10 protein-coding genes and 5 tRNA genes are annotated in these 12,736 nt (G+C 54.6%); 14 read left to right on the top strand and 1 reads right to left on the bottom strand.

Going from position 1 to position 12,736, the window contains the following annotated elements:
- Window positions 1–13 precede the first annotated feature (13 nt).
- The 9 genes from OSH03_RS15645 to dppF all read left to right on the top strand — a co-directional run bounded on the left by OSH03_RS15645 (window position 14) and on the right by dppF (window position 10,578).
- Window positions 14–712, top strand: coding sequence for an autotransporter domain-containing protein (locus tag OSH03_RS15645; protein WP_061096574.1), 699 nt, complete (start codon window positions 14–16; stop codon window positions 710–712).
- 238 nt (window positions 713–950) lie between these two features.
- Complete coding sequence (locus OSH03_RS15650) at window positions 951–2,153, top strand: L-lactate MFS transporter (RefSeq protein ID WP_061096573.1); 1,203 nt, start codon at window positions 951–953, stop codon at window positions 2,151–2,153.
- A 237-nt stretch (window positions 2,154–2,390) separates the two neighbouring features.
- Window positions 2,391–4,085 (top strand): kdo(2)-lipid A phosphoethanolamine 7''-transferase, encoded by a 1,695-nt coding sequence (gene eptB / locus OSH03_RS15655; RefSeq protein WP_253540309.1) that lies wholly within the window; start codon window positions 2,391–2,393, stop codon window positions 4,083–4,085.
- Between the two features lie 91 nt (window positions 4,086–4,176).
- Window positions 4,177–4,253, top strand: a tRNA-Pro gene (locus tag OSH03_RS15660).
- 620 nt (window positions 4,254–4,873) lie between these two features.
- A complete protein-coding gene (dppA, locus tag OSH03_RS15665) occupies window positions 4,874–6,481 on the top strand; it encodes a dipeptide ABC transporter periplasmic-binding protein DppA (protein ID WP_028015091.1) in 1,608 nt (535 codons plus the stop codon).
- Window positions 6,482–6,642: 161 nt separating this feature from the next.
- Complete coding sequence (gene dppB, locus OSH03_RS15670) at window positions 6,643–7,662, top strand: dipeptide ABC transporter permease DppB (protein WP_028015092.1); 1,020 nt, start codon at window positions 6,643–6,645, stop codon at window positions 7,660–7,662.
- 9 nt (window positions 7,663–7,671) lie between these two features.
- Window positions 7,672–8,574: a dipeptide ABC transporter permease DppC gene (dppC, locus tag OSH03_RS15675; RefSeq protein WP_061096570.1), complete on the top strand. Its 903-nt coding sequence runs from the start codon at window positions 7,672–7,674 to the stop codon at window positions 8,572–8,574.
- Between the two features lie 10 nt (window positions 8,575–8,584).
- Window positions 8,585–9,568 (top strand): dipeptide ABC transporter ATP-binding protein, encoded by a 984-nt coding sequence (gene dppD, locus OSH03_RS15680; protein ID WP_266179524.1) that lies wholly within the window; start codon window positions 8,585–8,587, stop codon window positions 9,566–9,568.
- A complete protein-coding gene (gene dppF / locus OSH03_RS15685; protein WP_266179525.1) occupies window positions 9,565–10,578 on the top strand; it encodes a dipeptide ABC transporter ATP-binding subunit DppF in 1,014 nt (337 codons plus the stop codon). Before dppD ends, dppF begins: the two co-directional genes overlap by 4 nt.
- Window positions 10,579–10,621: 43 nt before the next feature.
- On the opposite strand, the gene coaA is transcribed toward dppF, so the two are convergent.
- Window positions 10,622–11,572: a type I pantothenate kinase gene (gene coaA / locus OSH03_RS15690; protein ID WP_032654569.1), complete on the bottom strand. Its 951-nt coding sequence runs from the start codon at window positions 11,570–11,572 to the stop codon at window positions 10,622–10,624.
- Between the two features lie 317 nt (window positions 11,573–11,889).
- Here coaA and OSH03_RS15695 point away from each other — a divergent pair.
- The 5 genes from OSH03_RS15695 to OSH03_RS15715 all read left to right on the top strand — a co-directional run.
- Window positions 11,890–11,965, top strand: a tRNA-Thr gene (locus tag OSH03_RS15695).
- 8 nt (window positions 11,966–11,973) lie between these two features.
- Window positions 11,974–12,058 (top strand) — tRNA-Tyr (locus tag OSH03_RS15700).
- 117 nt (window positions 12,059–12,175) lie between these two features.
- Window positions 12,176–12,250: transfer RNA gene (locus OSH03_RS15705), tRNA-Gly, on the top strand.
- 6 nt (window positions 12,251–12,256) lie between these two features.
- A tRNA-Thr gene (locus OSH03_RS15710) sits at window positions 12,257–12,332 on the top strand.
- A gap of 118 nt (window positions 12,333–12,450) precedes the next feature.
- Window positions 12,451–12,736 (top strand): GTP-binding protein (locus OSH03_RS15715; protein ID WP_047024907.1); only part of this gene is annotated, 286 nt, incomplete at its 3' end.

Below are 12,736 nucleotides of genomic sequence, written 5' to 3' on the forward strand. Positions count from 1 at the left end.
TGGGGTCGCTTTGATGATGATAAAAAAAATCAGTGGTCGCCATGCTGTTTCTGGCCTGGTGGGGATTTCAGCCTGCCTGTTGTTGTGTAATACAGCGTCTGCCTGGCAACAGGAATATATCGTTTCAGACGCCCAAAATAATACGGCGGAACGCTATACATGGGACGCGGATCACCAACCGCGTTATGAGGATATTCTGGCTGAGCGTATTCAGTCTTCCCAAAATTCGCCGGGGCTGGCCCTGGCTGTGCCCTCTGGTGCGAAAACGGAAGCGGCGATGAGCGTAGGCTGGAATTTTCCGGTTTCAGCGCGGGTCACCACCGGTCCGGTGATGGCCTGGCGGTATGACGGCTCGACGCCGATGATGATCAATGAGTTTGGTGATAGCGCGACGACGCAGACGCTCGCCGATCCGCTCTGGCATGCCAGCGTGAGTACGCTAGGCTGGCGCGTGAATACCCAGTACGGCGATCTCCGTCCCTGGGCGCAGATTAGCTATAACCAGCAGTTTGGTGAAAACCAGTGGAAATCGCAGTTTGGCATGCCTCAAACGCCGGCTCCTGCCCAAAACGGTAACTGGATGGACGTCACCGTGGGAACGGACATTCCGTTTAATACGCACATGGCGGCCTATGCGTCGCTGGCGCAGGGGGAACGCACCACCACCGGCGAAGAGTTTCTCTATACCCTGGGGGTGAGCGCGAATTTTTAGGATTGTTACTTTTTTAAACGTTACGATAACATCTTAAAAACAATAACCACAGGCTTTACAGCGATAGCAGGCACTAACCTGCTATCGCTTTCTTCACCGGCAAGGTCGTTCATTCCCGATTCCAGGCATTTCATTCCGTTATTTCTGTATTTCATGACGTTTTACCCCATCGGTATTAAGGTTTTGTTTATCGTTGTCCTCAGCGAATTCCCTTAATTTCTGTTGCAGGACAACGGCCATGAATACATCAACCTATAACCGTACGCGCTGGCTCACGCTCTTCGGCACCATCGTCACCCAGTTCGCGCTGGGATCGGTCTATACCTGGAGCCTGTTTAACAGCGCGCTTTCTGACAAACTCGGTGCCCCGGTCAGCCAGGTCGCGTTTTCCTTCGGCCTGCTGAGCCTGGGTCTGGCGATTTCGTCTTCCGTCGCGGGCAAGCTGCAGGAACGTTTCGGCGTGAAGCGCGTGACCATGGCGTCCGGCATACTGCTGGGCCTGGGCTTTTTCCTGACGGCGCATTCCAGCAACCTGATGATGCTGTGGCTGAGCGCCGGCGTGCTGGTGGGTCTGGCAGACGGTGCAGGTTACCTGCTGACGCTGTCGAACTGCGTGAAGTGGTTCCCGGAGCGTAAAGGCTTAATCTCCGCGTTTGCTATCGGCTCCTATGGCCTGGGCAGCCTCGGCTTTAAATTTATCGACTCTCAACTGCTGGCGTCCGTTGGCCTCGAAAAAACGTTCATGATCTGGGGGGCTATCGTCCTGGTGATGATTCTGTTTGGCGCCACGCTGATGAAAGATGCGCCGCAGCAGGAAGTGAAATCCGTTAACGGCGTGGTGGAGAACGATTTCACCCTCGCACAGTCCATGCGTAAACCGCAGTACTGGATGCTGGCGGTGATGTTCCTGACGGCCTGCATGAGCGGTCTGTATGTTATCGGCGTGGCAAAAGATATCGCGCAGGGGATGGTCAAACTGGATGCCGCGACGGCGGCGAATGCGGTGACGGTCATCTCCATCGCTAACCTCTCGGGCCGTCTGGTGCTCGGTATTCTGTCTGACAAAATTGCCCGCATCCGCGTGATTACGATTGGGCAGGTGGTTTCGCTGGTGGGAATGGCGGCCCTGCTGTTTGCACCGCTGAATGAAGCAACCTTCTTTGCCGCGATTGCCTGCGTGGCCTTTAACTTCGGCGGCACCATTACCGTCTTCCCGTCGCTGGTGAGCGAGTTCTTCGGCCTGAATAACCTGGCGAAAAACTACGGCGTCATTTATCTCGGCTTCGGTATCGGCAGTATTTGCGGTTCGCTGATTGCCTCGCTGTTTGGCGGGTTCTATGTCACCTTCTGCGTAATCTTTGCCCTGCTGATTATTTCGCTGGCGCTGTCCACGACTATCCGTCAGCCGCAGCGTGAAGTGTATAAAGAAGCGCACGCATGATTCGATAAAAGGAGGCCGCCGGGCCTCTTTTTTTATCTCCGCATCGCTGCCAGACCCGTTATTTTGTAAAAATCTTCATCGATCACACTCTCTGTTGCCACTTTTTTTCCCCGCTGTGGTCTACTTATCGCGCTTGTGGACGTTTCTGATAACGGTTTCTCTCGCATCTACTTACTCTGTCTGCTTTCTCGATGAGATTCGGCGGGTCTTTATACCCCTTCCCCCAGGGTTGTTTGCATGAAATATATTAGGTCTCTTACCCAGCAAAGATTATGTCTGATGCTGGCTGTCTATATCGGTTTGTTTCTGAATGGCGCGGTACTGTTCAGACGCGTGGAAGGTTATTTTGAACACCTCACCGTAAGAAATGGAATTTTTGCCGCCATTGAAGTGTTTGGTTCTATCCTGGCAACCTTCTTCCTGTTACGCCTGCTCTCTCTGTTTGGGCGTCGTACCTGGCAAATTCTGGCCTCGCTGGTGGTGATTATTTCTGCCGCCGCAAGCTATTACATGACATTCATGAACGTGGTCATTGGCTACGGTATTGTTGCCTCGGTGATGACCACGGATATCGACCTCTCGAAAGAGGTGGTGGGTCAAGGGTTCATCATGTGGACGATTTTGACCTGCCTGATCCCGCTCTTCTTTATCTGGAGTAATACCTGCCGCTATACCCTGTTACGCCAGCTGCGTACCCGGGGACAGCGCATCCGCAATATCGCCGTCGTTCTGCTGGCGGGCCTGCTGGTGTGGGCGCCGATTCGCCTGATGGAAAAACAGCAAAAACGGATCGAAAAAGCGACGGGCGTAGATATGCCAAGCTATGGCGGCGTGGTGGCTAACTCGTATCTGCCGTCCAACTGGCTGTCCGCGTTAGGTCTGTACGCCTGGGCACAGGCGGACGAATCCAGCGATGTGAAATCGCTGATTAACCCGACCAAAAAGTTCACCTACCAGGCGCCGGCTGACGGGCTGGATGATACTTACGTGGTCTTTGTCATCGGCGAAACGACGCGCTGGGATCATATGGGTATGCTCGGTTATGACCGTGATACCACCCCGAAACTGGCGCAGGAAAAGAATCTGGTGGCTTACCGCGGCTATTCCTGCGATACCGCCACGAAGCTCTCGCTGCGCTGTATGTTTGTGCGTGAAGGCGGGGCGAGCGATAACCCGCAGCGTACCCTTAAAGAGCAAAACGTATTTGCGGTTTTGAAGCAGCTTGGATTTAGCTCCGATCTGTTCGCCATGCAAAGTGAAATGTGGTTCTACACCAACACCATGGCGGATAACATCGCCTATCGTGAGCAGATTGGCGCCGAGCCGCGTAACCGTGGAAAGAACGTTGATGACATGCTGCTGCTCTCCGAGATGGAGCAGTCGCTGAAAAACCATCCAAAAGGTAAGCATCTTGTCATTCTTCATACCAAAGGGTCGCACTACAGCTATTACCAGCGCTATACCCGCGATTTCGCGAAGTGGAAACCGGAGTGCGTTGGCATTAATAAAAACTGCAGCAAGCAGGAGCTGATCAACGCCTACGATAACTCCGTTCTGTATGTGGATACGTTCCTGAGCCGCGTAATCGACCAGCTGCGTGATAAAAAAGCGATTGTTATCTACGCCGCGGACCACGGCGAGTCCATCAACGAGAAAGAGCACCTGCACGGAACGCCGCGCAAGCTGGCACCGCCGGAGCAGTTCCGCGTGCCGATGATCATGTGGATGTCCGATAAGTACCTGGAGAACCCAGACAAAGCCAAAATGTTTGCCCATCTGAAACAGCAGGCAGAAATCAAGGTACCGCGCCGTCACGTTGAGCTGTACGACACCATTATGGGTTGTCTCGGCTATACCTCACCGAACGGTGGGATTAACGAAAACAACAACTGGTGTAAACTCCCTGATAACACCGCAAAAGCCGCGCAGTAGCTGCTCTGGCGAGAATATCGCCAGTTGAATGGCTTTTTGAAAATAAGGGATTGACGGGGGCGCACCTCAGCAGTAAGATGCGCTCCGCATTCGGCGAGTAGCGCAGCTTGGTAGCGCAACTGGTTTGGGACCAGTGGGTCGGAGGTTCGAATCCTCTCTCGCCGACCACATTCTGAAAAGGGCTAACCGCAAGGTTAGCCCTTTTTGCATTAACGGCTTACCTATCCTGATTCAGCAAAACGCCCTTTATCCCCGCTTCTCCCTGCGTGTTAACGATTTTGTGACATAATCCATTGTATTTTTTTATATATAGATTGATCTTTTTTCGCGTTGCTTATGGATAACCTCAGCATTTTTCGCTGTGCGTTTTAACGTTCGCGGTATTTAGTGCTCAGATAATCACCATTCTGCAAGAAAATTTACCCATTCTGAATAAAAGTTAATCACTGATTGTTGCGAAATATGAAGATATTTGTGCTGGAAGTTGGCGAGTAGCATAAATTTCCCTGCTGAAAACTGGCGTTCAGGGTTTTTTTAATCTTTGTTTGCGGTTTCTCACACTCGGCGCAAATCCCCGTCACCTGTATTGACGTTTTCACATTCTGTTGACAGATTGTAGGGCATGAGGGGCATTTCAGGGACGATCTGCGCTGCAACTCAAACGCTCTTCTGAAAGGATTCTCCATCCCTTTAACGCCTTCGGGCACCTCCGACCGGACCGGGTAAAAAATAAATAAAGGTCTGGCGGCGTAACACAACAAAGCAAAACATCACATTGGAGCAGAATAATGAGTATTTCCTTGAAGAAGTCAGGGATGCTGAAGCTTGGTCTGAGCCTGGTGGCTATGACCGTGGCAGCAAGCGTACAGGCAAAAACCCTGGTTTACTGTTCTGAAGGCTCGCCGGAAGGCTTTAACCCACAGCTCTTTACCTCTGGTACGACTTACGACGCAAGCTCTGTACCGATCTATAACCGTCTGGTTGAATTCAAAACCGGCACCACGGAAGTGATTCCGGGTCTGGCCGAGAAGTGGGACATCAGCGAAGACGGTAAAACCTATACCTTCCACCTGCGCCAGGGCGTGAAGTGGCAGGACAGCAAAGAATTCAAACCAACGCGCGACTTTAACGCTGACGACGTTGTGTTCTCCTTCGACCGTCAGAAAAACGCCCAGAACCCGTACCACAAAGTGTCTGGCGGCAGCTACGAATACTTTGAAGGGATGGGTCTGCCGGACCTGATCGCTGAAGTGAAAAAAGTGGACGACAAAACCGTTCAGTTCGTGCTGACCCGTCCGGAAGCGCCATTCCTGGCTGACCTGGCCATGGACTTCGCCTCTATTCTCTCTAAAGAGTATGCGGACAATATGCTGAAAGCCGGCACGCCGGAAAAAGTGGACCTGAACCCAATCGGTACCGGCCCGTTCCAGCTGCTGCAGTACCAGAAAGACTCCCGTATTCTGTATAAAGCCTTCCCGGGCTACTGGGGCACCAAGCCGCAGATCGACCGTCTGGTCTTCTCCATCACGCCTGATGCGTCCGTGCGTTACGCTAAACTGCAGAAAAACGAATGTCAGGTTATGCCGTACCCGAACCCGGCAGACATCGCGCGCATGAAGCAGGACAAAAACATCAACCTGATGGAGCAGGCGGGCCTGAACGTGGGTTATCTCTCCTTCAACACCGAGAAGAAACCGTTTGATGACGTGAAAGTGCGTCAGGCGCTGACCTACGCGGTGAACAAAGAAGCGATCATCAAGGCCGTTTACCAGGGCGCGGGCGTTGCTGCCAAGAACCTGATCCCACCAACCATGTGGGGCTATAACGACGACGTTAAGGACTACTCCTACGATCCTGAGAAAGCGAAAGCGCTGCTGAAAGAAGCAGGCCAGGATAAAGGCTTTACCGTCGAGCTGTGGGCGATGCCGGTACAGCGTCCGTACAACCCGAACGCACGCCGTATGGCGGAAATGGTCCAGGCTGACTGGGCGAAAATTGGCGTTCAGGCCAAGATTGTGACCTACGAGTGGGGCGAGTATCTGAAGCGCGCCAAAGCGGGTGAGCACCAGGCGGTGATGATGGGCTGGACCGGTGACAACGGGGATCCGGACAACTTCTTCGCCACCCTGTTCAGCTGTGCGGCGGCAAAAGACGGCTCTAACTACTCTCGCTGGTGCTACAAGCCGTTTGAAGACCTGATTCAGCCGGCGCGTGCGACCGACGATCACAACAAACGTATTGAACTCTACAAGCAGGCTCAGGTTGTTATGCACGATCAGGCTCCGGCGCTGATTGTTGCTCACTCCACCGTGTATGAGCCAGTGCGTAAAGAAGTGAAGGGCTACGTGGTTGATCCACTGGGCAAACACCACTTCGAAAACGTATCGGTTGAATAATAAGTAGGGTGTTCTCCCTCTCCCTCTGGGAGAGGGCAGGGGTGAGGGGCGTGCATGCATCCCCTCACCCTAACCCTCTCCCCACGGGAGAGGGAATTTACATTTGTGAGCAATACAGACGTCACGCCACTGGTCGTGCGTCATCAGAGAGAATCCGGGTTATGTTGCAGTTCATCCTCCGACGTCTGGGACTTGTTATCCCGACGTTTATCGGTATCACCCTTCTCACTTTTGCCTTCGTCCATATGATCCCCGGCGACCCGGTAATGATTATGGCGGGCGAGCGTGGTATCTCCCCTGAACGTCATGCGCAGCTGCTGGCCGAACTCGGCCTCGATAAGCCGATGTGGCAGCAGTACCTCCACTATATCTGGGGCGTGATGCACGGTGACTTGGGGATTTCGTTAAAAAGCCGTCTTCCGGTGTGGGACGAGTTCGTGCCGCGTTTTAAAGCGACGCTGGAGCTTGGCATCTGCGCCATGATTTTCGCCACTGCGGTGGGTATTCCCGTTGGGGTACTGGCTGCCGTTAAGCGTGGCTCTATTTTTGATCATACCGCCGTGGGTCTGGCGCTGACCGGTTACTCCATGCCTATCTTCTGGTGGGGCATGATGCTGATCATGCTGGTCTCGGTGCAATTGAACCTGACGCCGGTCTCCGGGCGCGTCAGCGATATGGTCTTCCTTGATGATACCAATCCGTTAACCGGCTTTATGCTGATCGACACGGCCATCTGGGGCGAGGAGGGCAACTTTATTGATGCCGTCGCGCACATGATCCTGCCTGCCATGGTGCTCGGCACCATTCCTCTGGCGGTGATCGTGCGTATGACCCGTTCCTCCATGCTGGAAGTGCTGGGCGAAGATTACATCCGTACCGCGCGCGCCAAAGGGTTAACCCGCATGCGCGTCATCATCGTCCACGCGCTGCGTAACGCCATGCTGCCGGTGGTGACCGTTATCGGCCTCCAGGTGGGTACGCTGCTGGCGGGGGCGATCCTGACGGAAACCATCTTCTCCTGGCCGGGCCTCGGACGCTGGCTGATAGATGCGCTGCAACGCCGTGACTATCCGGTGGTGCAGGGCGGGGTGCTGCTGGTCGCGACGATGATTATCCTCGTCAACCTGCTGGTCGATTTGCTGTACGGCGTGGTGAACCCGCGTATTCGTCATAAGAAGTAAGGGGCCATCATGTCACAGGTTTCTGAAAACAAAGCTGTTGCTGCACCGGTTCCAATGACGCCGCTGCAGGAGTTCTGGCACTACTTCAAGCGCAATAAAGGCGCGGTAGTCGGGCTGGTGTATGTCGCCATCATGATTCTGATTGCGGTGTTCGCGAACTTTCTGGCGCCGTATAACCCGGCGGATCAGTTCCGCGATGCGCTGCTGGCACCTCCTGCATGGCAGGAAGGCGGCAGTCTGGCGCACCTGCTGGGTACCGATGATGTGGGCCGCGACGTGCTGTCGCGTCTGATGTACGGCGCGCGCCTGTCGCTGCTGGTTGGCTGTCTGGTGGTGGTGCTCTCCCTGATTATGGGGATTATCCTCGGCCTGGTTGCCGGTTACTTCGGCGGCATCGTTGATAACATCATTATGCGTATCGTCGACATCATGCTGGCGCTGCCAAGCCTGCTGCTGGCGCTGGTGCTGGTGGCGATCTTTGGGCCGTCGATCGGTAACGCCGCTCTGGCGCTGACCTTCGTGGCGCTTCCCCACTACGTACGTTTAACCCGTGCGGCGGTGCTGGTGGAAGTGAACCGCGACTACGTCACCGCGTCTCGCGTGGCGGGTGCGGGTGCGATGCGCCAGATGTTCGTCAATATCTTCCCGAACTGCCTTGCGCCGCTGATCGTTCAGGCGTCGCTCGGTTTCTCTAACGCCATTCTTGATATGGCCGCTCTTGGCTTCCTGGGCATGGGTGCGCAGCCGCCAACACCGGAGTGGGGCACCATGCTCTCCGACGTGTTGCAGTTCGCACAAAGCGCCTGGTGGGTTGTCACCTTCCCGGGTCTGGCAATCCTGCTGACGGTGCTGGCATTTAACCTGATGGGTGATGGTCTGCGTGATGCGCTTGATCCCAAACTGAAGCAGTAAGAGGCACGAGATGGCGTTATTAAATGTAGATAAATTATCGGTGCACTTCGGCGACGAAGGCACCCCGTTTCGCGCCGTGGACCGCATCAGCTACAGCGTAAATCAGGGCGAAGTGGTAGGCATTGTCGGGGAGTCCGGTTCCGGTAAGTCAGTGAGTTCACTGGCCATCATGGGGCTGATTGATTACCCGGGCCGCGTGATGGCGGAAAACCTGCAGTTCAACGGTCAGGACCTGAAGCGCATTTCTGAGAAACAGCGCCGCCAGCTGGTGGGCGCCGAAGTGGCGATGATCTTCCAGGACCCGATGACCAGCCTGAACCCGTGCTACACGGTCGGTTTCCAGATTATGGAAGCGATTAAGGTGCACCAGGGCGGTAACAAGAAAACCCGTCGCCAGCGCGCGATCGACCTGCTGAACCAGGTGGGTATTCCTGACCCGGCATCGCGGCTGGACGTTTACCCGCACCAGCTTTCCGGTGGGATGAGCCAGCGCGTGATGATCGCCATGGCGATTGCCTGTCGACCAAAACTGCTGATTGCGGATGAACCGACAACGGCACTGGATGTGACCATTCAGGCGCAAATCATCGAGCTGCTGCTGGAGCTGCAGCAGAAAGAGAACATGGCGCTGGTGCTGATTACGCACGATTTGGCGCTGGTGGCCGAAGCCGCGCATAAAATCATCGTGATGTATGCCGGCCAGGTGGTCGAGACCGGGAATTCGCACGATATCTTCCGCGCGCCGCGTCACCCGTATACCCAGGCTCTGCTGCGTGCGCTGCCGGAGTTTGCCCAGGATAAAGCGCGCCTGGCCTCGCTGCCGGGCGTGGTTCCGGGTAAATATGATCGACCGCAGGGCTGTCTGCTGAACCCGCGCTGCCCGTACGCGACGGATAAGTGCCGGGCGGAAGAGCCAGAGCTGAACCAGCTTACTGACGGCCGCCAGTCGAAATGTCACTACCCACTCGATGATGCCGGGAGGCCAACACTATGAGTACGCAACAGGCCACCACGCAGCAGCCACTGTTGCAGGCCATCGACCTGAAAAAACACTACCCGGTGAAGAAGGGGATTTTTGCCCCGGAACGCCTGGTGAAAGCGCTGGACGGCGTGTCATTTACCCTCGAACGCGGTAAAACGCTGGCGGTAGTGGGGGAGTCAGGCTGTGGTAAATCCACGCTGGGCCGCCTGCTGACGATGATTGAAGTGCCGACCGGTGGTGAGCTCTATTATCAGGGGCAGGATCTGCTCAAGCACGATCCGCAGGCGCAGAAGCTGCGTCGCCAGAAAATCCAGATTGTGTTCCAGAACCCGTACGGTTCTCTGAACCCGCGTAAAAAAGTGGGACAGATTCTGGAAGAGCCCCTGCTGATTAACAGCAATCTGAGCAAAGAGCAGCGCCGTGAAAAAGCGCTGGCGATGATGGCGAAGGTCGGCCTCAAAACCGAGCATTACGACCGCTACCCGCATATGTTCTCCGGCGGGCAGCGTCAGCGTATCGCCATCGCCCGCGGGCTGATGCTCGATCCGGACGTGGTGATTGCCGATGAGCCGGTTTCAGCGCTCGACGTCTCCGTGCGCGCGCAGGTGCTGAACCTGATGATGGATCTCCAGCAGGATCTGGGGCTCTCTTACGTGTTCATCTCCCACGACCTGTCGGTGGTGGAGCATATTGCCGATGAAGTGATGGTGATGTATCTGGGGCGCTGCGTGGAGAAGGGGAGCAAAGACCAGATCTTTAATAATCCTCGTCATCCGTACACCCAGGCGCTGCTGTCTGCGACGCCGCGTCTGAACCCGGACGATCGTCGCGAGCGCATTAAGCTGACGGGGGAACTGCCCAGTCCGCTGAATCCGCCACCGGGGTGTGCCTTCAACGCGCGCTGCAGCCGCCGCTTTGGTCCTTGCACCCAGCTGCAGCCGCAGCTGAAGGATTATGGCGGTCAGCTGGTTGCCTGCTTCGCGGTCGATCAGGATGAAAATGGCGAGAAGCCACACGCATAACGAAAAAAACCGGCGCTAAGCCGGTTTTTTTATGTCTGCCTGACTATTTTCGCAGGCGAATCTGGTCGACGGCGTGCTTCTCGCTCTTGGTGAGGATCAGGCTCGCGCGCTCGCGCGTCGGCAGAATGTTCTCTTTGAGGTTAACGTAGTTGATCTCATTCCACAGCCCCGTCGCCACATTGATCGCTTCTTCTTCAGAAAGCTGGGCGTAGTGGTGGAAATAGGAGTCAGGGTCGGTGAATGCCCCTTCGCGGAACTTCAGGAAACGGTTGATATACCAGTTCTGCAGCAGGTCTTCCGGCGCATCAACATAGATTGAGAAATCGACGAAATCTGAAACGAACACATGATGCGGGTCGTGTGGATAATCCATTCCGCTTTGCAGCACGTTCAAACCTTCCAGAATCAGGATATCCGGCTGGACTACCGTTTTATCCCCATCCGGGATGCGGTCGTAAATCAGGTGTGAATAGACTGGCGCCGTGACGTGCGGCACGCCAGATTTCAGGTCAGAGACAAATTTCACCAGACGGTGCATATCATAAGAGAGCGGGAAGCCCTTCTTCTTCATCAGCCCGCGTTCTTTTAATACCTCGTTCGGGTGCAGGAAGCCGTCAGTCGTGATCAGCTCAACGCTGCGGTGTTCCGGCCAGCGGCTCAATAGCGCCTGCAATACGCGTGCGGTGGTGCTTTTACCCACGGCCACGCTGCCTGCGATGCTAATGATATAAGGAATGCGTTGACCGTTCGTGCCGAGGAACTGCTCCAGCACCGCCTGACGGCGCAGGTTGGAGCTGATATAGAAGTTAAGCAAGCGAGAGAGGGGGAGATAAATTTCTGCCACCTCTTCCAGGGACAGATCTTCGTTTATCCCTTTTAACCGTGCGATTTCACCTTCCGTCAGCGTCATAGGGACGGAATCACGCAGGGCAGCCCACTGGCTGCGGTTAAAGTGAAGATAAGGCGTCATTAACGTTTGCTCTTTTTTGCTCATAAGCATGCTTCAGTGAGCCAGCGCTATGCTGCCGGGACGTGGCTCATCACACAGTTAATTTTGGACAATGGGCAGGAGGTTAACACCAGATGGCGGGAATAATAAGAAAAAAGATGGAAAGCGCTGCGTAACGCGGAAGCCGTCACGCTACGGTGTATGCGGTGTAAATCACGCATGTATATTGATTATTTGACCCGCAATGGCTACTTTTACATCGCTTAGCGCTGCGTTCGCATAAAATGTGAGCGAAAGAACGTTTTATGCAAATTTTTAGTTGCATGACCGCGCAGGTATCCATAGAATGCGCGCTACTTGATGCCGACTTAGCTCAGTAGGTAGAGCAACTGACTTGTAATCAGTAGGTCACCAGTTCGATTCCGGTAGTCGGCACCATCAAGTCCGGTGGGGTTCCCGAGCGGCCAAAGGGAGCAGACTGTAAATCTGCCGTCACAGACTTCGAAGGTTCGAATCCTTCCCCCACCACCACTTTCTGGCAGCGTAAATGCCGCCGGAGCTGGTTGGAAAAATTAGCCAGCTCAAACTGAAAAAGAGAGAAATCTCTTTTTTTGTTACAGAAAGAACTGGGTAGCCGAGTTTCAGGATGCGGGCATCGTATAATGGCTATTACCTCAGCCTTCCAAGCTGATGATGCGGGTTCGATTCCCGCTGCCCGCTCCAATACGTGCTGATATGGCTCAGTTGGTAGAGCGCACCCTTGGTAAGGGTGAGGTCCCCAGTTCGACTCTGGGTATCAGCACCACTTCACTTCTTCTTCCCGTTTCTCTCTGTTTCAATTTTACTGTATTCAACAATTCAGGCATTTCGCCTGGTTGATGTGGTGATATCACCGATTTATCCGTGTCTTAGAGGGACAATCGATGTCTAAAGAAAAGTTTGAACGTACAAAACCGCACGTTAACGTCGGTACTATCGGCCACGTTGACCATGGTAAAACAACGCTGACCGCTGCAATTACTACCGTTCTGGCAAAAACCTACGGTGGTTCTGCTCGTGCATTCGACCAGATCGATAACGCACCAGAAGAAAAAGCTCGTGGTATCACCATCAACACCTCTCACGTTGAGTACGACACCCCGACTCGCCACTACGCACACGTAGACTGCCCAGGCCACGCCGACTATGTTAAAAACATGATCACCGGTG

The organism is Enterobacter nematophilus (assembly GCF_026344075.1).
Lineage (GTDB): Bacteria > Pseudomonadota > Gammaproteobacteria > Enterobacterales > Enterobacteriaceae > Enterobacter > Enterobacter nematophilus.